The organism is Pedobacter sp. (assembly GCF_041645105.1).
Classification (GTDB): Bacteria; Bacteroidota; Bacteroidia; order Sphingobacteriales; family Sphingobacteriaceae; genus Pedobacter.
The window spans coordinates 1,099,580-1,122,308 of record NZ_JBAZQQ010000001.1 but is presented as its reverse complement, the minus strand read 5'-3'; the positions used below and the strand labels follow the sequence as shown (position 1 = coordinate 1,122,308).

At 38.3% G+C, this 22,729-nt stretch carries 20 protein-coding genes; 10 read left to right on the top strand and 10 right to left on the bottom strand.

Features of this window, described 5'->3' with window-relative positions; all coding sequences use genetic code 11:
* Positions 1 to 58: 58 nt before the first annotated feature.
* From WC623_RS04735 to WC623_RS04715, 5 genes are all read left to right on the top strand, one after another.
* Complete coding sequence (locus WC623_RS04735; protein WP_372848468.1) at positions 59 to 685, top strand: TetR/AcrR family transcriptional regulator; 627 nt, start codon at positions 59 to 61, stop codon at positions 683 to 685.
* On the top strand, positions 675 to 1,991 hold the full coding sequence (locus WC623_RS04730; protein ID WP_372848466.1) for a TolC family protein: 1,317 nt from the start codon (positions 675 to 677) through the stop codon (positions 1,989 to 1,991). The genes WC623_RS04735 and WC623_RS04730 overlap by 11 nt, the downstream gene beginning before the upstream one ends.
* A gap of 19 nt (positions 1,992 to 2,010) precedes the next feature.
* Positions 2,011 to 3,054, top strand: coding sequence for an HlyD family secretion protein (locus WC623_RS04725; RefSeq protein ID WP_372848464.1), 1,044 nt, complete (start codon positions 2,011 to 2,013; stop codon positions 3,052 to 3,054).
* A 3-nt stretch (positions 3,055 to 3,057) separates the two neighbouring features.
* Positions 3,058 to 4,605, top strand: coding sequence for a DHA2 family efflux MFS transporter permease subunit (locus WC623_RS04720; protein ID WP_372848462.1), 1,548 nt, complete (start codon positions 3,058 to 3,060; stop codon positions 4,603 to 4,605).
* 230 nt (positions 4,606 to 4,835) lie between these two features.
* Positions 4,836 to 7,424 carry a phosphoenolpyruvate carboxylase gene (locus tag WC623_RS04715; protein ID WP_372848460.1) on the top strand — a complete coding sequence of 863 codons (2,589 nt, stop codon included), beginning with the start codon at positions 4,836 to 4,838 and terminating at the stop codon, positions 7,422 to 7,424.
* A 90-nt stretch (positions 7,425 to 7,514) separates the two neighbouring features.
* Here the strand turns inward: WC623_RS04715 and WC623_RS04710 are convergent, their stop codons facing one another.
* The 5 genes from WC623_RS04710 to WC623_RS04690 all read right to left on the bottom strand — a co-directional run bounded on the left by WC623_RS04710 (position 7,515) and on the right by WC623_RS04690 (position 12,429).
* Positions 7,515 to 7,763 carry a hypothetical protein gene (locus WC623_RS04710; RefSeq protein ID WP_372848458.1) on the bottom strand — a complete coding sequence of 83 codons (249 nt, stop codon included), beginning with the start codon at positions 7,761 to 7,763 and terminating at the stop codon, positions 7,515 to 7,517.
* Positions 7,763 to 8,071 carry a thioredoxin family protein gene (locus WC623_RS04705; RefSeq protein WP_372848456.1) on the bottom strand — a complete coding sequence of 103 codons (309 nt, stop codon included), beginning with the start codon at positions 8,069 to 8,071 and terminating at the stop codon, positions 7,763 to 7,765. The genes WC623_RS04710 and WC623_RS04705 overlap by 1 nt, the downstream gene beginning before the upstream one ends.
* A 16-nt stretch (positions 8,072 to 8,087) precedes the next feature.
* Complete coding sequence (locus WC623_RS04700) at positions 8,088 to 8,720, bottom strand: peroxiredoxin (RefSeq protein WP_349783763.1); 633 nt, start codon at positions 8,718 to 8,720, stop codon at positions 8,088 to 8,090.
* A gap of 153 nt (positions 8,721 to 8,873) precedes the next feature.
* Positions 8,874 to 11,213 (bottom strand): prolyl oligopeptidase family serine peptidase, encoded by a 2,340-nt coding sequence (locus WC623_RS04695; RefSeq protein ID WP_372848454.1) that lies wholly within the window; start codon positions 11,211 to 11,213, stop codon positions 8,874 to 8,876.
* 10 nt (positions 11,214 to 11,223) lie between these two features.
* Positions 11,224 to 12,429 carry a hypothetical protein gene (locus tag WC623_RS04690; protein WP_372848452.1) on the bottom strand — a complete coding sequence of 402 codons (1,206 nt, stop codon included), beginning with the start codon at positions 12,427 to 12,429 and terminating at the stop codon, positions 11,224 to 11,226.
* Positions 12,430 to 12,489: 60 nt separating this feature from the next.
* Here WC623_RS04690 and WC623_RS04685 point away from each other — a divergent pair, with 60 nt between their 5' ends.
* A complete protein-coding gene (locus WC623_RS04685; protein ID WP_372848450.1) occupies positions 12,490 to 13,890 on the top strand; it encodes an aldehyde dehydrogenase family protein in 1,401 nt (466 codons plus the stop codon).
* A gap of 2 nt (positions 13,891 to 13,892) precedes the next feature.
* Here the strand turns inward: WC623_RS04685 and ygiD are convergent, their stop codons facing one another.
* Together ygiD and WC623_RS04675 are read right to left on the bottom strand one after the other, a co-directional pair.
* Positions 13,893 to 14,720: a 4,5-DOPA dioxygenase extradiol gene (gene ygiD, locus WC623_RS04680; protein WP_372848448.1), complete on the bottom strand. Its 828-nt coding sequence runs from the start codon at positions 14,718 to 14,720 to the stop codon at positions 13,893 to 13,895.
* 131 nt (positions 14,721 to 14,851) lie between these two features.
* A complete protein-coding gene (locus tag WC623_RS04675) occupies positions 14,852 to 15,424 on the bottom strand; it encodes a YceI family protein (RefSeq protein ID WP_349783771.1) in 573 nt (190 codons plus the stop codon).
* Between the two features lie 144 nt (positions 15,425 to 15,568).
* On the opposite strand from WC623_RS04675, the gene WC623_RS04670 reads away from it, so the two are divergent.
* The 4 genes from WC623_RS04670 to WC623_RS04655 are packed head-to-tail and all read left to right on the top strand — an operon-like array spanning position 15,569 to position 19,291.
* Entirely contained in the window at positions 15,569 to 16,288 is a 720-nt protein-coding gene (locus WC623_RS04670) for a peptidylprolyl isomerase (protein ID WP_372848446.1), read from the top strand.
* Positions 16,289 to 16,302: 14 nt separating this feature from the next.
* Entirely contained in the window at positions 16,303 to 17,073 is a 771-nt protein-coding gene (locus WC623_RS04665) for an exodeoxyribonuclease III (RefSeq protein ID WP_372848444.1), read from the top strand.
* A 2-nt stretch (positions 17,074 to 17,075) separates the two neighbouring features.
* Entirely contained in the window at positions 17,076 to 18,320 is a 1,245-nt protein-coding gene (gene hutI, locus WC623_RS04660) for an imidazolonepropionase (RefSeq protein WP_372848442.1), read from the top strand.
* Entirely contained in the window at positions 18,320 to 19,291 is a 972-nt protein-coding gene (locus WC623_RS04655) for a formimidoylglutamase (RefSeq protein WP_372848440.1), read from the top strand. The genes hutI and WC623_RS04655 overlap by 1 nt, the downstream gene beginning before the upstream one ends.
* A gap of 73 nt (positions 19,292 to 19,364) precedes the next feature.
* On the opposite strand, the gene WC623_RS04650 is transcribed toward WC623_RS04655, so the two are convergent.
* The 3 genes from WC623_RS04650 to efp all read right to left on the bottom strand — a co-directional run bounded on the left by WC623_RS04650 (position 19,365) and on the right by efp (position 22,690).
* The gene (locus WC623_RS04650; RefSeq protein ID WP_372848438.1) at positions 19,365 to 21,152 is read right to left on the bottom strand and encodes an OmpA family protein; all 1,788 of its coding nucleotides are present in this window, start codon (positions 21,150 to 21,152) and stop codon (positions 19,365 to 19,367) included.
* A gap of 108 nt (positions 21,153 to 21,260) precedes the next feature.
* Complete coding sequence (locus WC623_RS04645; RefSeq protein WP_372848436.1) at positions 21,261 to 21,821, bottom strand: 5-formyltetrahydrofolate cyclo-ligase; 561 nt, start codon at positions 21,819 to 21,821, stop codon at positions 21,261 to 21,263.
* A 308-nt stretch (positions 21,822 to 22,129) separates the two neighbouring features.
* Complete coding sequence (efp, locus tag WC623_RS04640; RefSeq protein WP_372848434.1) at positions 22,130 to 22,690, bottom strand: elongation factor P; 561 nt, start codon at positions 22,688 to 22,690, stop codon at positions 22,130 to 22,132.
* Positions 22,691 to 22,729 lie beyond the last annotated feature (39 nt).

Below are 22,729 nucleotides of genomic sequence, written 5' to 3'. Positions count from 1 at the left end.
CTTCACCAAACAAAATTAATCAATCGATTGATTAATTTTGTTCCCCATAAATCTTTTAATGGAAAAGACAGACAAAAAGGCAAGTATCCTTGAAGCAGCAGAAAGACTTTTCTGTGAGCTGGGTTACGAAGCGACATCAACCCGCCAGATCGCAAAAGAAGCCTCAGCAAACATGTCCATGATTAACTATTACTTCGGTTCAAAAGAAGGAGTTTTCATGGAAATCATGTCCAAAAGGGTTGCTGACTTTGGTTCACAACTTAATAGCATTAACGAAGAAAAACTTCCCAGCATGGAAAAGCTATTAAAAATAATCGAATGCTATGCAACAAGGGTAATGTCCAACCATAGGTTCCACAAGATGATGCACCGTGAGTTTTCACTTCCCCACAGGCCTGAAATGTTCTTAAAGATAAAGAATGCTATGGGGGCCAACCTCACGATCATAGAAGAGATTATCAATGCAGGCATCACTGAAGGAAGTTTTAAACAGGTAGATGTTAGAATGCTCATTGCAACAATAATGGGAACAATAAGTAATGTTGCTGTCTCTCCTGCAAAAATCACTTATGGAACAACTTTGGACATTAATAGAACCGAGGATAAAAAACTGATTACCTCCAGATTAATTGCTCATTTAAAAGACCTTATCGTCACCTTTTTAACTCCTAAAAATGACACGTAAATCAATCCGATTAGGCTTCTTAGCTTCTCTTATCCCAGGGATCCTTTATGCCCAGGAGATCAAAAAATTAAGTCTGCCAGAAGCTATAACTCTCGGGATAGAGAATAGCAAAAATTTAAAACTTTCACAGAATAGAGTCGATCAAGCTATTGCAAAACTAAATACGGTAAAGGACAACGTATTGCCTACCGCAAAGGCTTCTTTTCTGTACAATCATGCAGAAATTCCAACAAACACCTTAAGCATTGGAGGGGCAAATCCTATCCATTTACCAAAACTTGCTGATGCATTCGTCGGAACCGCATCTGTCGAAGAGCTCATTTATGGTGGTGGTAAATTGAGATATGCTGAGGAATCTACCCGACTTCTTACCGAAGTAGCAAGGCTTGACACCGACAAAAGCCAGGAAGAAATCAGCTATGCGATTATTAACACTTACTACTCCTTATTTAAAGTTATTCAAAGTAAAAAGGTTATAGCTCAAAATCTTGAATCAATTGATAGTCAGCTCAAACAGTCACAGCGCTTTTTTGAACAGGGAATTGTCACTAAAAATGATGTATTAAGATTTCAGCTTCAACAGGCAAATGTGTCGCTTACAGAGCTGGAAGCAGAAAATAACAGGAAAATCATCAACTACAACCTGGATGTATTACTTGGATTAAGCGAAAACACAGAAATCGAAATTGCCGATCCTTATGCTGCACTTAAAGCTACGGCTCCATTAAATTCCTATCTAGAAATGGCCTTTTCTGACAGGCAAGAGCTTAAACAACTTGAGCTACAGAACAAAGTGGCAGATGTGAACTTAAAGTCCGTTAAAGCGAATACATTACCAACAGTTGGTGTTGGTGCAAACCTATATTATATCAATCCAAGTGGAAAATTCATTCCTCCTACCGACCAATTCATTATGCCTGTGACATTGGGCGCTAACGTATCATGGAATATTGGAAATTTATGGACCAATAAGAACAAAGTTACTGAAGCAAGAATTCAGCAAAAAGAAATTGGCATACAGAAAAGCATTGTATCTGATCAGTTGAAAACAGAAATCAACAGGAACTATCAAAATTACCAGCTGTCTTTAAAAAAGATTAAAGTCCTTGAAACCGCAATTACTCAAGCCACAGAAAATGATAAGTTGCTCGCTTCAAAATACAAAAACAATGTTGCATCTGCTATTGATAGAATTGATGCGGAGACCTTACTATATCAGGCAAAAATCAATTTAGAACTTGCCAAAGCTGATGCTGGTCTAGCTTACTATACCCTACTAAAATCTACCGGAAAAATTTCTCAATAACCACTTAACAAATCAGGCAATGACAACTGAAAAGAAAAAAAAGAATAAAGTAATTCCAATCATATTAGGAACCCTCATCCTTATAGGTGCCATATTTGGCATTAAAGAATATATCTATTATAGCAAGCATGTTGATACTGATGATGCACAGATTGATGGAGACATCAGTCCGGTTGTAGCCCGTGTGGGCGGTTATGTAAAAGACATTAAATTCGAAGAGAATACAAAGGTTAACGAAGGTGATGTGCTCGTTACATTGGACGACAGGGATTATAAAATAAAGCTGGAGCAGGCAATTGCAGGCCAAAAAGGAGCTAATGCAGGAGTCGGAGTTTCTGAATCTCAGATTGTAGCAACTGCTGCCAATACCAGCACAGCAAAAGCTAATATTGAAGCTGCAAGGGTTAAATTAAATCTCGCTCAAAAAGATTACGAGCGATATTTCAACTTGGTAAAAGACGGCTCAGTTACTCAGCAACAATTTGATCAGGCAAAAGCTCAGAAAGAGTCTGCTCAGGCTGCTTTTACCGCTGCAAATGATCAATATCAGGCTGCGGTAAAACAAGTAGGTACGACACAATCTCAACTTGCAGTAAGCAACAGTGGTGTAAATCAACGTCAGGCTGATGTAGATTTTGCGAAACTACAGTTGTCTTATACAGAAATCAAAGCCCCAACTACGGGTATCGTCTCTAAAAAGAATATCCAGAAAGGTCAGTTGATACAACCTGGACAATCATTATTTGCGATAGTAAACGACAATAGCATTTATGTTACTGCGAATTTTAAAGAAACACAACTGGAGGATATAAAAGCTGGTTCTAAAGTTAGAATCGAGGTTGATGCTTACCCTAAAGAAGATGTGGAGGGGGAAGTTTACAACTTTGCTCCTATTACTGGTGCAAAAGGATCTTTATTGCCACCTGACAATGCTACAGGCAACTTTGTGAAAGTAGTACAACGAGTTCCTGTAAAAATAAAAATCACAAAAGCTCAAAAGGAAGTGCTTGAAAAACTTCGTCCTGGTATGAGCGTTAAGGTTTCCGTTTCTATAAAAGACTAACCGATGGCCGAGCAAGGTTTAAAAAAGTGGATCATTACTTTTACTGTGATCACAGCTTCGCTACTGGAGCTGATTGACACTACGATTGTAAATGTAGCAATTCCTCAAATACAAGGTAACCTGGGCGCAACACTTGAAGATGTAGCCTGGTTATCTACCGGCTATGCAGTTGCCAATGTAATAGTATTGCCCATGTCAGGATGGCTTGGGAGCCGTTTTGGACGTAAAAACTACTTCTTATTTTCGATTATTCTGTTCACCATAGCATCATTCCTTTGTGGAAATGCAACCAATCTTGAAGAACTTATAGCCTTCAGAATACTGCAGGGGCTTGCAGGAGGGGGGCTTATTTCAACAGCCCAGGCCATCCTAATTGAGACCTGGCCAAGAGAAGACGTAGGTATCGCCACAGCCTTATTTGGACTTGGAGCCGTAGTAGGACCGACAGTTGGCCCTACTATTGGCGGCTATTTACTCGAAATCAGTTCCTGGCCGCTAATCTTTTATGTAAATATTCCCGTCGGAATTCTTGCAGCGTATTGTACATACATGTTTGTCAGGGAGACCCCAAAAGACGGACAGGGTATGCCAGTAGATTGGTGGGGTATTCTTTTACTTGCTATAGCTGTAGGCAGTTTACAAACCGTATTGGAAAAAGGGGAAAGTGAAGATTGGTTTGCAACACCTTATATTACAGCACTAGGGGTGACTTCAGTCCTGGGTTTAATATTATTCATTTGGAGGGAACTAAGTACTGACCACCCGATTGTAAACTTTAAAATTATGCGCCACAGAAGCTTTTCCGTGGGGATGTTTACCTCATTTATACTAGGTTTTGGATTATACGGTTCTGTATTCGTATTCCCTGTTTTTTGCCAGAATCTATTGGGTTTTTCTCCCTTACAAACCGGAGAACTCTTATTCCCCGGAGGCTTGTGTACTATTGTAATGATGCCTTTTATTGGGATTATGCTGAAGAAAAACATACCTGCCCAGTTTATGGCCACTATAGGCATGTTCTTATTCTTCGTGTTCTGCTCTATGTTGAGCAAATCAACTTTACAATCAGGAACAGGTGATTTCTTTCTTCCCTTAATTATCCGTGGTGTTGGAATGGCATTGTTATTTGTTCCTTTAACTACGCTAGCTATTCAAGATCTGAAAGGGGCTGAAATAGGCCAGGGCTCTGGACTAAACAATATGATGCGCCAACTTGGGGGCTCATTTGGGATTGCTGCATTAACAACCCTCATACATGTACGCCAAGGCTTCCATAGGAGCAATCTCTTGGTTAATGTAAATGAGTATAACCCGGCCTTTAACGAACGTTTCAATGGATTTGTAAATAGTTTTATGGCTAAAGGATACAACTATCTGGACGCAAAAACGCTGGCGATCAAAGCAATTGAGGGTACCGTAACAAAACAATCCCTCCTGCTTACCTATAGTGACGCCTATTGGGTAGCGGGACTCATTTTATTATGTTCAATTCCTTTATTGTATTTGCAAAAGTTCAAAAAGAACGTTGCAGTTCCTGCCGATCTTCATTAAAAAAACGGCCGTTAGTTGTCTAACGGCCGTTTTACCTCAAAAAAATTAACAATTAAACTGCACAAATTAGCGCCTCCGCTAAAATATACATGTCCTTAAAAGACTTTATTGAATCTCTATATATCTAAGTTAGCAGTTTTTACAATCAAATCAAAATAATTTATTGCCTCATTAAGGGGTTATTTGGAACATTTTTGCTAGATTAAGCGCGAAAATATTTCGCCTAAATTATGATGCAAAAACAACGAGCAAAAGGTCAGAGAGAGTCTATATTTAATAATGAAGTCGTATCCCGGTTCGAACTTTATAATAGCCTCTTCCTTACCCTTCCGTTCTACAAAGTTAAAGACACCGGTACTTTATTACCCCTATTTATTAAATACTGCGAAGATGGAGTGAATAATCACGATACTCCTGCAGATATTATCAATGCATTTTTTAAGAAGTATACGCAGAACCACTCAAACAAGGACATTATCGACCTTCTTTTCCGCTTTATTCAATACATAGAGCGCCAGGTGGTACTATTTGATGCGGTAGAAGATGCTTCCTTTAATAAGTTAAATGCAGCTGACGAGCACAATGCTTTGTTATCTTACTTAAAGAAGGGTGTAGACAACAAAGCCCTGAATGATAAGATTGAAAAGCTGATAGATGAGTTTTCTCTTCGCCTGGTATTAACGGCACACCCTACTCAATTCTATCCTGGCAGTGTTCTTTCTATCATAACTGACCTTACTACGGCCATCAAGACCAATGATATTACAACCATCAACCTCTTGTTGCACCAGTTAGGGAAAACACCTTTTTTTAATAAGAAATCACCAACTCCGGTTGATGAAGCTTTAAGTCTTGCCTGGTATTTAGAAAACGTATTTTACTTTGCCGCAGCAAATATTCAATCAGAAATAGATAAAAGCCTGAATGATTATAACCTTGAGTCGAAAAAGATTGTAGAACTTGGATTCTGGCCTGGAGGGGATAGAGATGGCAATCCTAATGTACATACAGATTCCACTATACAGGTTTCCAAAATGTTACGCCAAATCCTATTCCGTTGCTATTACCGTGATTTCAGAAATCTAAAACGCCGAATTACGTTTAGAGGTGTTGAAGAACCAATTGCGATTATACAAGACGTTTTATATAAAAATGCCTTTGACCCGAACATTGCAATGGAGAATATTGCTGATTTCCTGATTGAAAATCTCAATAAAATCCTGACGACATTAAATGAAAACCATGATGGTTTATTTTCTGATCTGGTAACAGACCTGATCAGAAAAGTAGAGCTTTATGGTAGCCACTTTGCTTCATTAGATATCAGACAGGATAGCCGTGTGTTAAGAAATGTACACACTTTCTGTCGCCAAAGCAAGCCAATTGTTTCTCTTTTCCCAGAGAATTATAATAGCCTTTCTGAAGCGGAAAAGATTAAAAATCTTTCTTTCAAAAGCGCAAAGTTAAATTACTCGGACGCGAACGATCCATTGATTGATGATACACTGCAGACCATTGCAGAGATTAAGCAAATTCAAGAGAGCAGTGGAGAATTAGCCTGTCACCGCTTTATTATTAGTAATTGTCAGCAAGCAAGTGATATTCTTCAACTTATTGAGCTATTCCTTTGGAGCGGTTGGGAAGAAAATGACCTTTCAATAGACTTTGTTCCATTGTTTGAAACCGTGCATGATTTAGCTGATGCTGCTGAAATCATGGATACACTATATGCACATCCTTTCTACAAAAAACACCTGAAAAGAAGAGGAAATAAACAGCATATTATGCTTGGCTTCTCTGACAGTACCAAAGATGGTGGTTATTTAATGGCCAACTGGTCAATTTTTAACGCAAAAGTTTCTCTTACAAAAACAGCAAACGAGCATAACATCCAGCTTGCATTTTTTGACGGACGTGGAGGGCCTCCTTCACGTGGTGGTGGAAAAACACATCGTTTCTATGCCTCTATGGGTAAAGAGATTGCCAATAAAAACATACAATTAACCGTACAGGGTCAAACGATCAGTTCGCAATTTGGATCAATTGATAGCGCAGAGTTTAACATTGAGCAATTAATTAATGCAGGAATATCTGCAGGTATTAAAGAAACACACAACATTCTTTTAGATCCGCTGCACAAAGGATTACTTGATACCATGGCTGAAGACAGCTACGAGGCTTATGTTTCTTTACGCCAACATCCATTATTTTTAAGTTATCTGGAGAAATTCTCTCCACTCCCACTTCTATCTAAAATAACCATTAGCAGCAGACCGGTGAAACGTAGCTCTGGCGGTTCATTGAAACTGGAAGACCTTAGGGCAATTGGTTTTGTAACAGCATGGAGCCAATTGAAACAAAACATTCCAGGTTTCTACGGAATGGGGACCGCTTTAAAAAATCAGGAAGATCAAGGAAACTGGGATAAGGTGGTAAAAACATATGAGGAATCAGGGTACTTTAAAACCATTATCGACAACTGTATGATGTCGATGAGCAAATCTGATTTCTCTATCACTGCACATTTTGCGAATGATAAAGAATACGGTGCATTCTGGAAAACACTTTATGAAGAATTTAAGCTTTCTAAGGCAATGTTATTGAAGTTGTCGGGACATGCTACTCTAATGGAGAATTATCCCGTTGAAAAGACTTCTATTGCGGTTAGAGAAAAGATTGTTCTACCTCTTGTATTAATCCAGCATTATGCTTTGGAACAATTACAAAACGAAATAACTGACGAGGAGCAACAATCATACGAAAAATTAGCAATCAGAACGGTTTATGGTATTGTAAATGCCGGCCGAAACCTTGCATAATAAAACCAAACCGGCTAAGCCCGGTTTGATCATAAAAAAAGCGAACCATTGGTTCGCTTTTTTTATTGTTTTAATAGCTAAAATTAATGTCTACCTATCGATTGAGCCCATTACTTTTTGACCAAAGGCATTTAAAGCATCTTTTTCAAGGGCACCTGCTTTTACACTTTCATGTACTTCCAGTGCACCACAGATATTGGTAATCATTTCACCTGCTACATCAATTTCTTCCTCACTTACCCCCCTGAATTCACAAAAAGCTTCTAACACTGTAAGTGTTGCTTGAAGGTCTTCAGCTGTAGTATTTTGGAATAATTGTCTAATAACTGGAATCTTCATTATTTTATCTTATTAAATAGTTCGCCTAACATTTCTGCTTTGTTGGTTTGCACCTGATCAACTAATACACCTCCTTCGAAAGCCGCAAAAGTTGGTAAATTATCAACATTAGCAAGCTTACGTGAAGCAGGAAGTTTCTCCGCGTCCACCATTAAAAAAGTAACATCTTCGTTTTCAGCAGCTAATTTCTTGAATTTTGGTTTCATGATCCTGCAGTTTCCACACCATGATGCAGCATACTGAACCATTACTTTGTTGTTTTCAGCAACATATTGTTGAAGATTATCTTCTGTTAATTCTAAAAACATAATTCTCCTTTTTTTATTAGTTAGCGCTCAGGTATTCTGCAACGCCAGTTCTGTTAGCGCTCATTGCTTCTTTACCTTCTTCCCAGTTTGCAGGACATACTTCGCCATGTTTCTGAACGTGAGCATAAGCATCAATTAAGCGCAAATATTCTTTTACATTTCTACCTACAGGCATATCATTAACACTTTCGTGGAATACTTTACCAGTCTCATCAACTAAGTAAGTTGCTCTGTAAGTTACATTTGAACCTGTGAATGATTCATTTCCTTCTTCATCATATTCTACCTCTTGTTCTACAATACCTAAAATGTTAGCTAAGTGTCTGTGAGTATCCGCTAAGATTGGATAAGTAACACCTTCAATACCTCCATTATCTTTTGCTGTGTTTAACCAAGCAAAATGAACTTCGTTAGTATCGCAAGAAGCACCAATTACGATTGTATTTCTTTTTTCGAAATCAGGAAGAGCAGCCTGAAATGCATGTAATTCTGTCGGACAAACAAAAGTAAAATCTTTTGGATACCAGAATAATAAAACTTTTTTCCCTTTGCTTACAGCCTCTTCAAATATGTTGATTTTTAAATCATCGCCCATTTCGGACATTGCATCAATACTAACACTTGGGAATTTTTTACCTACTATTGCCATAATTATATTTTGTTTTTTATTGTTGATTTTTTGATAGTGCAAAGGTAAGGCTATACTTAGTCAAAAACAACCAAATCGCAGATATAACACATACTTAATCTTGATATGCATATAGACAAAAACTATTTCCCAGAACAACAAATTAGTTTTAGACTATTGCTCTTTAAGTGTTTTTTCAAAAAGTTTAAATACCCTTTTGTATTCATCAGTCCAGCTACCTGGAGTCACAAAACCATGATCCTCAACAGGATAAACTGCAAGCTCCCAGTTATTTTTCCCCAATTCAATCAACCGCTGTGAAAGTCTTACCACATCCTGAAAATGCACATTCACGTCAACCATCCCATGGCACATGAGTAAATGACCTTTAAAGCCTTCAGCAAAATAGATTGGAGAGCTTTGCTTATATGCCTTTTCGTCATTAAAAGGCTCATTTAAAATATTTGAAGTATAACCATGATTATAATGTGCCCAATCAGTAACCGATCTTAAAGCCGCTCCACTTGAAAAAACATCTCCCTCCTTAAACAAGGCCATCAAAGTGATAAAACCTCCGTAAGAGCCTCCATATAACCCCACATGCATAGGATTCACTCCGTACTTATCAACCAACACCTTAACACCATCTATCTGATCGGTCAGGTCCTTTCCTCCCATATGCCTGTAAATACCAGTTCTATGGTTTCTTCCATAGCCGGCGCTTCCTGTATAATCAATATCAATTACGGTATATCCGTTGTCAGCAAGCATGTTGTTAAACATATACTCTCTTGAATATTGGCTCCACCAATAATGCACGTTTTGTAAATACCCTGCGCCATGCACAAAAACAACTGCCGGGTGGTTAGGATGAGGGTTCTTTGCAGGGTAAACCCTGGCATACACATCGTCTCCATATCTGTTTTTAAAAGCAATAAGATCGGGCGTACGCCATGGATAAGAATCAAATTCAGACGTGGTTGATTTCGTTACCTTTACTGCCTTTGCGCCTGCCTTATTTGCTTGCAAATAAAGTTCCCAGGGCTTATCCATGTAAGAATAATTTATTGCCAGCCATTTTTCATCCGGAGATAAAAGCACTTGATTCCCTCCTTTCATGGTCGTTAACTGCTCCATTTTGCCCCCATCAACACTCAATTTATAAAAATGGGTAATTCCTGGATGCTCCTTATTTGCTTGAAAATAAAAGCACTTCTTATTCTTTGAAAGTTGCAATTCCTGCACCTCCCATTTCCCAGAGGTAAGTTGCTTTTTCTCACCCGTACGTACGTTGACGATATAGACATGTGCATATCCGGTAGCTTCACTCCTGTAATAAATCCGGTCTTCATCCAACCAGGCAACCTCTCCAGCTCCCGGCCCACCTATCCAGGCTTCATCACGCTGTCGGTCAATATTCTCAAGTTCCCCTGTTCTCGCATCTAGTTTTAATAACCACAAATCCTTATTGTCTTGGGCTAAAGCAAGTATTACCGCAGCGGAGCCTTTTTCATTCCAATATGGTCCTTTTAAGTCTATGCTTCGATCTACATTTCTCTCTTTCTCTTCCTCTAACTTTGTTGGATAATCTTTTAGATAATCAGGGAGGTCCTTTATTCCAGGAATCCTACGTATTTTAATTTTGTAAGTCGTATCATTATTGACATCATACACATAATTTTCTGATGATGGCAAAAGGCCTCCTACCTTTTTCCTTGTAACAAGATCCTCAGTATACCCGGAAGCAGTAACATAATTGGGTACAATAGTATTTTTTTCCGCCCGCGGACCAATACTAAGCTGGTAAGAAATATAAGAGGCATCTGGACTAACCACAATATTCTGAATCCCTTTATCGCCGATATAAATGGGCTTCAATTTGTGGGTCGAGTCAAGTTGGTTTCCACGCTTGGACTTTCCCTTATCTGCTGATCGAATCACCTCAAAAAGGACTTTTTGTTGCTGTTTTAACCAACTTTCCTGCTCTCCAGAAGTTTTTTCTCTAGTTTTACCTTCAGCCCTGACAAAATTAGTTAGCTGTTTTAATTCTGCTGTTCCAACATTAAGCTCAAAGACATTTTCATTCTTCTGAAAAACAACGTGGCCATTACGCAAAAAACGGGGATTGCTTTCGTACTCCAAGGTATTAGTAAGCCGCAAACCTCTTTTGTTTTTTACATCATAGGCATAAATATCGCCTCCTTTTTCTGCAATACCCCAGGAACGATCTGAATTATACTTGTAGCCCATTCCAACGGCTCTATCAGCAAACTTTCTATCTTCCTTTTTAAGCTTACCAGATGAAACATCCAAAACATAACATTCAGTGGTATCTTTTTTTTCTGGATTCCATTCAAAAAACAATGTTTTGCTATCTGAGGACCAACGGTACCCTGAAGGAGAAGGGCCAATCCATTTCTGATCCCTCATAATCTTCTCAACAGATAGTGGGGCCAGCTGCTGAGCCCCGGCAGAGGAAAACAGAAAACATAAAAAGACCGTTAAATATCTCATCAGTAAAATTTTATCTGATTACTCTTCCTGTTTTATCTATGCTTACTATAAATGGGTTCAAATACTCTTCAATTAATACAGCAAATTCCCTCCTATTGATCGATCTGTTCAGTTCATACTTTCCCTTAAACCGATATTGCTTCTCCCATTTCTTTTTGATCAGCTCCTTTGTGCTTTCAGGAGACTTATTCCCGACCATACAAACCAAACTAATTGTAGACCCCAAGGTCATGTTCTCCTCTTTATAGTCATCAAACCAAATCTGAGCTTTATAATAAAATTCTTTTATAGGTTCCTTTATTTCTGCTGTCGTCACTTCTTGATCTGGCATAAAAGCCGCTTTTCCATTTGCAAATCCTGCTTTCAAAAAACCCGACAAACCGACATATTGAATTGCAGCCCAGTTTGGATCATCATGATTAACATCGGCAAAAGGAACTACTGCAAGTTTATAATTCAGCAGCTCTTTCTGAATGATTTTAAGATCGGCAAGAGAGGTTTTTGTCCTGAAAAACACAGCATATGCGGCAACAGCTCCCGCTGCCTGCCCTGCGGCAATACTTTCATGCTTTCTATCCAGCATAATCAGATTTTCTTGTTCGGGAATCTGAAAATTGGATAAAGGAATAATATTAGCATTTGAATTCCCCAATTCATATCCTGCACTAAGGCTCAATCTATAAAGGTTATCATTATAATTAAATGTCCTCCATAATTTTTGCGCCATGTCAGGCAGGCCTGTACCGTCTGCATTCACCAAAACCTCAGCTTTAATCGTCCGCCCATCTGCAAGAGAAACATTCCAACCATTCCCAGAACGTCTAATGCTATTCGTCCCCTTAATATGAGCCCTTTTTATACTTCGTATTACGGTAAGGTTTTTAAGGCTATCTGCCCATGTTTTAAGCACTTCATTTGCCCTGACCTCATCAATTAGGATTTTACCCATATTATCAGTAATTGATTTTGAAACAGGCATCCTTTTCAAAAACTGAGCTTCCAGACCAGTGCTCATGCCTTTCCCTGATATTGAAATTTTCAATCCGGGTTCCTGAATCAGCATCACAGTTTTAACCCCTGATATTGCCGATTGAAAACCGGCTCCAATGGCATTACTCCCATTACCTATAACCAGCACTCCGGTTTTAATGGTTTGTCCTCCGGCAATCTGTGCAAACACCGAAACCAAGAAAACAATAAATAATCCCTTTTTCATCTGTATATTTAAGTCTTTATGATCTAATAAGATCAATTTAATGAATTTAACAAGCCCGCCATGACTCAAATGTTCGATTCTATTTTTGAAGCACAGCAAAAACATAAATATACGCTTAGAAACACCAATGCTGCACAAAGAATTCAAAAATTAAAATCTTTAAAAGCAACTATTGAAAGAAATGAGCACCATATCTATGATGCACTACAAAGTGATTTAAGAAAAAACCAGTTCGAAGCTGCAGTAACAGAAGTGATATTTATTTATGGTGAAATTGATTTTGCTATTAAGAATCTGCACAGATGGATGAAACCAACCCGTGCAGGAAAAAGCATGGCTAGTTTGATGGCAAAAAATAGAATCTATTATGAACCAAAAGGAGTTTGTCTTATTATTTCTCCCTGGAATTACCCTTTTCAACTCATGATGTCTCCCTTACTTTCGGCAATTGCGGCAGGTAACTGCGCTATATTAAAACCCTCTGAATTAAGTCCTGCAACAAGCAAAGTTATAAGCAAAATAATAAAGGAATGTTTTGATGAACAGGAAATATGTTGTTTTGAAGGCGACGTTTCTGTATCCACAGCATTGCTTAAATTCCCATTTGATCACATCTTCTTTACCGGAAGTCCGGCTATTGGTAAAATAGTAATGGAAGCTGCCGCAAAAAATTTAACCTCGGTAACATTAGAACTGGGAGGCAAATCACCAACAATAATCGATCAACAAGCTAATCTTAAAAATGCTGCAGAAAAAATCGCATGGGCTAAGCTTATCAATGCAGGGCAGACTTGTATTGCTCCCGATTATGTATTAATACCTAAGAACAGGCAAGAAGAGTTTATAAGAGAATACAGCAACGCAACCCAGCGAATGTTCTTTAAAAATCCACAGGAAATTAATGAAGATATATATGCAAAAATCATCAATCAAAAACATTTCAAGAGGATAGTAGCGCTCATAGATGATGCAAGAGCTAAAGGCGCAACAATATCTTTAGGGGGACAGCATCAAGAGGAGGTTCAAACGATAAATCCGACACTTCTTACAGAGCTTCCTGCAAATGCCAATATTATGGAAGAAGAAATATTTGGCCCGGTTTTACCCCTTATTACTTATAAACTGCTTGATGAAGCAATTGAAATGGTGAACAGCAAGAGTAAGCCTCTTGCCTTATATATATTTAGCGACAATGGTAAAAATGTACGTCACATTATCAAAAACACCTCTGCAGGCGGAACTTGTGTAAATGATGTCCTCATCCATATATCTAATCCAAAGCTCCCCTTTGGAGGAGTAAATAGCAGTGGAATGGGAAGTTGTCACGGCATTTTCGGTTTTAAATCCTTTTCTCACGAGAGAACTGTCGTTTTCCAGTCAGCAATGAACATGAGCAGCATGATTTATCCTCCATATGACCGTAAATCATGGGTCTTAAAACTATTAAAAAAAATCATGTAAGGCTAGCCAATCCTTACAGAGGTCATGGTTAACGAGCCACCTACAGCTTTATCATTAAATAAAGAAACATCTTCTTTAACATTTTGCAAACCAAGCGTATACATTAGAGGAAGGTAATGTTCAGGAGTTGGAATAGCAAGCATAGCTGCAGCACCCAAATTTTTATAGTTAGCAAGCTGCTGGTGCTCTTTGTTCAAGATTAAACTTTTAAATTTATCATTCATTTCCAAAGCCCAATCAAATCCACCACCATTGATCATTTCCCAACTCATCATACGAAGGTTGTGCACCATATTACCACTCCCTAAAATCAAAACCCCTTTTCTACGTAATTGATAAAGCTCTTTTGCCAGATTGTAATGATAGTTAGCGTCTTTTGTGTAATCAATGCTTAATTGTAATACTGGAATATTAGCTTCAGGATACATATGCTTTACAACCGTCCATGCACCATGATCAAGCCCCCAATCGTGATCTAGTTCAACTGCTGCACTATATACAAGGCCTGCGGTTTCCAATGCCAGAGCAGGATCGCCCGGTGCAGGATACTGCACATCAAACAAAGCTTGCGGGAATCCCCCAAAATCATGAATGGTTTTTGGGAAGTCCATTGCTGTAATGTGTGTACCACGCGTAAACCAGTGAGCAGAAACAACAAGAACAGCCTTTGGCTGTGGTATGTCTTTTGCAATACCAGCCCATTTTAAACTAAATTCATTGTCTTCAATTCCGTTCATTGGGGAACCATGACCAATAAACAAAACAGGCATTAACGAATCCTGTACAGGAAGCGCGCTGGTAAAATTATTGAACTGTGATAAATTTGACATCTCTTTAAAAATTAACCCTTTAAAAAACAAAAATCCCGCATTGTCATCCACCTGACAAATGCGAGATCCCTGCCTCCCCTTGCATTAAACAAGGCAGAATTTGTTAAGTGCCTTAGATCTTTTACAAATAATTACTTAGCCTGAACAAATTGCAGGTTTACTGTAATTTTAATATCCTTTGCAATCCCCGCTCCTGTTGGATCGTATTTAATATTATAATCCATGCGGTTAATGTTTGTTGTTGCAGTAAAGCCAGCTTTGGTATTTCCTTTATCATCTTTAATCGTACCACCATGGGTTACAGCAAATACAACGTTTTTAGTCACATCGCGAATGGTTAATTTTCCAGCTAACGCATAAGTGTTTCCTTTGATTTTCTTGAAAGCAGTACTCTCAAAAGTCATTTTTGGATATTTTTCAGCATTGAAGAAATCATCCGTTTTTAGGTGATTATCTCTCATTTCAACATTTGTACTAATACTGTTTACATCAACCGTAAAGTCAATTTTAGCATCTGTTAAATCTTCTTTAGCTGCAACAAATGAACCGTCAAATTTTTTGAATCCCCCTTCAACAAATGAAATTCCTGTGTGTTTTACAGAAAAGTTCACAAATGAGTGCATTGGATCTACAGTCCACTTCGTTTGTGCGAATGACGCAACACTGATTGACAATGCAACCAGGAATAAAAATACTTTCTTCATAATCTTGAATAATTAAGTTACAAAGCTATAACGAATTTCTTGCGTAATTGTTGACCTATGATAAGAAATTGTAAGCTTAGCAATTTATTTCAACTACCTAATAAAGCAGATTAACCTTAACTTAGCCGGGTAATTAAACTGAAAATGAAGAATTATTTAACCATAATGCTTTGCCTGTGCTTTATTTCAGCCTATTCAGCAAAGCCAAAGCATCAATACGTTAAAATTAAAACAGAACAGGGCGAATGTATCATCCGTCTTTATAATGAAACGCCTCTACATCGCGACAACTTTCTTAAACTCACTAAAAAAGGCACTTATAATGGGTTGCTTTTTCATAGGGTAATTAAAGAGTTTATGATACAAGGTGGCGATCCTGACTCAAAAAATGCAACAAAAGGTAGCTTGCTTGGGGAAGGGTCTGTTGGTTATACTGTTCCCGCAGAATTTAACGACAGTTTGTTTCATAAAAAGGGGGTGCTTGCTGCAGCCAGGGATAATAATCCAGAAAAAGCCTCTAGTGGTAGCCAGTTTTACCTGGTACAGGGTAAAAAATTCACAGATGAACAGCTCGATGCAGTGGAGACAAAACGACTGAAATTTAAAATCCCTGAATGGCAGAGGGCAATTTATAAAAACCTGGGAGGGGCTCCTCACTTAGACCGTACCTATACTGTTTATGGCGAGGTAGTAAAAGGCATTGACATGATAGATAAGATTGCTATTCTAGAAACTGATAAAAACAACAGACCTCAGAATGATGTAAAAATGACGGTTACCATTTTAAAACGTCGTGAGGCCAAAAAGCTAGAGAAAGAACTAAAAAAACAATCCAAAACTATTCCCGATCTTAAAACCGCTTAAAATCCATACTCACGATGAAGATTATTTCCTATAACGTTAATGGCATCCGCTCCGCCTCTACTAAAAACTTTTTTGGATGGCTACAAGCTACAGATGCCGACATGATCTGCTTACAAGAAGTAAAGGCAATGCCTTCTCAAATTCCGGAAATCATTGGATTAATAGAGCAACTCGGATACCATCATTACTGGTTCCCTGCCGAAAAAAAGGGTTACAGTGGTGTTGCCATCCTTACTCGCATCAAACCCAATCATGTAGAATATGGTTGCGGGGAAGAATGGATAGATAAGGAAGGAAGGATTTTAAGGGCTGATTTTGATGATTTCTCGCTAATGAGTCTTTATATGCCTTCTGGATCAAGTGGAGATGAGAGACAAGTGAAAAAGTATGAATTCATGCGTTTCTTTGACACCTATATTGCCGGGTTACGTAATGAATTCCCAAATCTGATCATTTCAGGCGATTATAACATCTGCCATACAGCCATAGATATTCATAACCCGAAATCCAATGCCAACTCTTCAGGATTCCTCCCAGAAGAACGTGAATGGATGGAATTGTTTTTAAATAATGGCTTTATTGATACCTTCAGACATTTTAATAAAGATCCCCATCATTATACATGGTGGAGCTTCAGGGCCAATTCAAGATCAAAGAACCTGGGTTGGCGCATAGATTATCATCTTGCTACACAACCGATGTTAGAAAGGCTTAAAAAAGTAACCATTCTTGCAGACGCTATTCACTCCGACCACTGTCCTGTTTTACTAGAGCTTAACGTATAATCATGTCAGCATTACTTATTACCAATATTGGAACCTTAGTTGGTATACATCCACAGAATACATTGATGTTAAGAGGGCAGCAAATGCAATCGCTTCCTATACTTGAAAATGCATGGATTTTATGTGAGGACGGAAAAATTTCTGATTTTGGAAAGATGGAGCGGATCCCTGAGCAGTTGCCCAATCACCTGGTTACACATAATGCTCAACAAGGATTCGTGTTCCCTTCATGGTGTGATTCCCACACACATATCGTCTTTGCCGCATCGCGAGAAGAGGAATTTGTGATGAAAATAGATGGTAAGAGTTATGAAGATATTGCTGCTGCCGGAGGTGGGATATTAAATTCCGCAAAAAAAATGCAGTCTGCATCAGAAGATGAGCTCTATCAATCTGCATCCAAACGCCTTTCTGATATGATCAATCAGGGAACCGGAGCTGTAGAAATTAAAAGTGGCTATGGATTAAGTACCGATAGCGAACTTAAGATGCTAAGGGTTATCCAGAGATTAAAGAACAATTTTAACATTCCAGTAAAGGCATCATTCCTTGCTGCTCACGCCTACCCTCCAGAATACAAAAATGACCACGAGGGATATCTTAAGCTAATTATCGACGAAATGCTGCCAAAAATAGCAGGAGAAGGTCTGGCTGATTATATGGATGCTTTTTGTGAACAAGGATTCTTTTCTGTTGAAGATACAGATCGGTTACTACAAGCGGGGGCAAAATATGGGTTAAAGCCAAAGATACATGCCAATCAACTTTCTGTGTCGGGCGGTGTACAAATTGGAGTAAAACATCAGGCTGTATCTGTTGATCATCTGGAAGTTACTGATCATGCGGTAATTGAAAGCCTGCAATCTAGTAATACCATTGCTACATTATTACCCTCTTGTTCTTTCTATCTCAATATCCCATTTGCCAATGCCAGAGGGCTGATGAATGCGAACATTCCGGTTGCAGTAGCGACGGATTATAATCCAGGATCTACTCCATCTGGAAATATGAATCTCGTTGTATCCCTGGCCTGCATTAAGCTCAGAATGCGTCCGGAAGAAGCGATTAATGCTGCAACTTTAAATGGAGCCGCAGCAATGGAGTTAAGTGAAATAACAGGAAGCATTGCAAAGGGTAAAACAGCCAACCTGTTTATCACAAGGCCAATGTCTTCACTTGCCTTTTTACCTTATAGTTTCGGTCAATCGCAAATACAGACGATCGTTTTAAATGGAATAATAAGTTAATGGAAGCCCTTAAAATATATACTGCATCCGATATTGCTTCTATAACAAATTGTCGCGAAGGAGAGGTTAAAATCGGCGAAAAGGTACAATACACCTCCTCTTTAGAGGAAATAAGCCAATCGAACGCTCCATTTGTCCTGATTGGCATCCCTGAAGATATTGGCGTTCGTGCAAATCAGGGCATTGCCGGCGCTGCTTCGGCCTGGCAACCGGCACTTAAAGCGCTTTTAAATATACAAAGCACTTCTTTTTTCACTGGAGAGGAATTACTTGTACTCGGTCACTTTGAATTTTCAAATCCTGAAACCGACAATTTAGAACATTTACAACAAAAGGTTTCAGAAATAGATGATGCCATATTTCCTGTTATTCAAAAAGTAATTGAAGCAGGTAAAACTCCTATTGTTATTGGAGGCGGGCACAACAATGCATATCCGATTATTAAAGGTGTATCACTAGCTACAAAAACACCAATTGATGTCGTTAACATCGATGCTCATGCGGATTTACGTCCAACCAACGGAAGGCATAGCGGCAACGGTTTCAGCTATGCAATAAAAGATGGTTTTCTAACCAGATATGGAATTTTTGGACTGCATCAGAATTATAACAACAATTCCATATTACAAGCAATTGACTTAAACCGTCACATTTATCCGGTATTTTTTGATGACCTTTTAAAAAGTGATCAACCAATTCTTTCTGCATGGAATAATCTTTTAACCAAAACAGGACAAGTTACAGGACTGGAGCTTGATCTCGATTGTATAGAAAATGTGTTATCAAGTGCAATGAGTCCTACAGGCTTCCATTTAAACGAAATCCGAAAGCTTATCTTAACAACTACTAAAAAACTTACGTATTTACATGTTTGTGAGGGCGCTGTAGCCTTAACTAATGGAAGGCAAGATCAAAATACCGCTAAAACGATCGCCTATATTATAAGCGATTTTATCAAGTCACAAAAATAGTATCTACCAAAAACAAATTGGCTGATCAAAAATGACCAGCCAATTTACTCTTACTATCTCCAGCGCGGTTAACTTAGTATTTCAACACCTTTATCTCTGTGCGCCTGTTTGCCTGATGCTCATCCTCGCTGCACTGAACACCATTCCTACAATGATTCAGTAAGCGAGCCTCCCCATATCCCTTGGCAACCATCCTGCTACGTTCTATACCTTTATTAACCAGGTAATTTACAGCCGCATCAGCTCTTAGTTGAGAAAGACGCAAGTTGTAAGCATCTTTACCACGACTATCAGTATGAGAAGAAAGTTCAATTTTCAATGTCGGGTTTTGCGACATTACATTTACCAGATTATCCAATATTCTTCCCGCCTCTTCCCTAATAAATGACTGGTCGAAGTCATAATGAATATTTTTAAGTACAAAAACGGCTCCTGCATCCAGGTTATTTATGCCAAGTTTCAAAGTAACATATAACGTTTTACTCCTATCTAGTCCTTTAGTCGTTACACTTTCAGTTTGTGAAAACTTACCGGCCTGATTGGCTACAATATTATAATCAGACTGTTGCTCAAGTTGATAAACAAACTTTGCTTCCCCATCCGAAATTTGTGTCATATTCTTACTATTAGAAGTATTCGTTAATACTGTACCAATACCTGGTAATTTAGAATTATCATTTGCCCTAACCGTTTCTCCAATTAATGTAAACCTTGGATCATCATGATATATCTCTTTATAAATTACATTATCAGACCTATCGAAATCAGGAATACCAATTGTTACTGGTTCAGCAGCAATTCCATTTTTTACAGCTGTAATCAGATAAACACCTTTCTCTGCACCCTTTATCCGTTCTGCCTGTCCATCAACATTACTAATCGATGTATGATCAATACTATTGTGTGATATTTTTACTGTAACCCCACTTAACGCCTGCCCGGTTTGCTTATCCTTAACCACCACCATAATATCTTTAGGAACTATATTTACAGGAGCTACGGTCTTAGTAACCGGAATTACAGGCGTAGCTTTCCGTTTGGCTCCAAATGTATATTTAACTCCAAGGCCAACATTAACCGCCTGTATAAATGTTTTTTGTGTAGTAGGTATTTCTTCATAATAGGTGTTTATGTTTGTAATTACTCCTGCTTTTTCTGTCAGCACATCAGAGGCTGTCAAAGCTTGTTTCACTTCATACTTTGTAATATGAAATTCGCTGGAATCGCTACCTAATTTCTTTCCGAAGGTTCTTAAATAATCAGCTTGCGCAAAAAGGCCCCAATTATCATTCAACGCATAAGATAAACGCAGTCCGCCCAAGCCCATCAAAGCTTTTGTAATCCGTTTAGGATTATCAGTATAATAAGTGTCAAACACACTTAATGCAGGTCCTACAGCCTGGTTGATATAAATAGATTGCTTGTATTGAGGGAATCCCTGGAACAAAACACCAGCTCTAAGAAAAGCTTCAAGGTCCACTTTACCAAACTTAGATTTGTAAGTAGGCCCAATACTAACCCCTATATGCTGAAAAGAGGCATGATTAATATAATCGGTAGCGATATAGCCATTGTCAAAAAATACACTGTCGAACTTTCTGATATCGTGATTTAAAAAACGTGCATCAATGCCAATTCCCCACTTATTCCCTTTAAAATACTGGTCAATCGCCAATCCTCCAAAATAGCCATTCTTAGTTCTACCGATCTCATTTTTGTAATTGCCCATTGGCATACTAAAACCTCCAAATGCAGAGATCTGCAATCGCCCTCTATTATTAGCAGAAGTATCCTGCTTTGTTTGTGCCCATGTAATTCCGGTTAATAAAACCGCAAATACCATAAATATTATCTTTTTCATAATGTTCTCCTTTAGTTTAAAATCAAACCATTTGGAGATATATCAGAAAGATTAAATATTTGTTACCCCCCTAAGGAGAAGAAGTTAAAAAAGGCCTATTGGCATTCCTTAAAACCGATATATGCGATCCGGTGTAATACAAGAATCCAACCTGACATCATGCTCATTTATGTCATCGATCCGATCAATAGGATCAAAAAATGAAAGACCAACTTTAAGGACATCAACACCTTGTAAAAACCGGTCATAAAAGCCCTTTCCATACCCAACACGATAACCTTGCAGATCAAAAGCCAACATCGGTATGAGAACCATATCTACAACCCCGGAATGCAGCTCCCCCATATCAGGCTCCAGAATGCCATAAATATTCTTCACAAGCTCATTTTTCCCCTTATACACATAATTTATCATCAAAGAGCTTTTAAAGTCAGCCTTGGGCACTATAATACGCATTTCAGGATAATGAGCCGTTAACCAATCAATAATCAAAAAAGTATTTGGTTCATTTTTCTCAGCAATTGGAAGAAAAACATGAATAACTTTAATCGAAGAAAGATCTAAAGAAGAAAAAAGATCCAGTAAACGCTTACTGTAAGCATCAACCTCTTCTTCAGAAAGCGCCTTTCTTTGTACCTCTGCTAATTTCCGGATCTCTGCTTTAGTCATTAAACAAATATAACAATTAACCTAAAAGCTTCTTACAGAAAGCCTGCATCATACATTAACGAAATCTGCATCATACATGAAATGACCTATTTACCCCGAAGCATTTCTTTTTTGCATCCAATTTTTGCACCCAAGAAAATTCAATATTGTGCTGACGAGGCCTAGGAATTTTGCCTTCTTCAGGCAAAGGTTCCAGCCTCAGAGGCACATATTGAATTTTCACGCAAAAAAGAGCATAAAAAAGATGGCTTCGGGAACCACTCCGAAGCCACAATCAACCTAAACCTAAAACTAAACTATGAAAATTCTTATTTTACTCTTTCAACATAGTCACCATTGCGTGTATCAATCTTAACTTTATCGCCCTGATTGATAAACATTGGGACTTTTATTTCAACTCCTGTCTCTACAGTTGCATATTTCAACGCATTTGTAGAAGTATCACCTTTAACTGCAGGCTCCGAGTACGTAACTTCTAATTCAACATGTGAAGGTGTCTGTGCCATAATTGGCTCTTCACTTTCAAATGCTACGATAACGTTCATTCCTTCTTTCAGGAAACGAATACTTTTACCGAACAACAATTTTGGAATATTAAACTGTTCGAAAGTACTGTTATCCATTACCACCAGTGCTTCACCATCTTCATACAAATACTGGTAATCGCTGGTTTCAACACGGCAAATCTCAACTTCTTCATCAACACGGAATCTATACTCAACCAATTTACCGGTTTTAACATTCCGCATTTTAGCTTGATAAAAAGCCCGTAAATTTCCTGGAGTACGGTGTAGAAACTCTTCTACTTGTACCAATTCTCCGTTAAAACGAAGGATATTACCACTTTTTACTTCTGATGCTTTTGCCATTTCATTTGAAATAAAGCCCAAACTTTCGGCCTTTTTTCG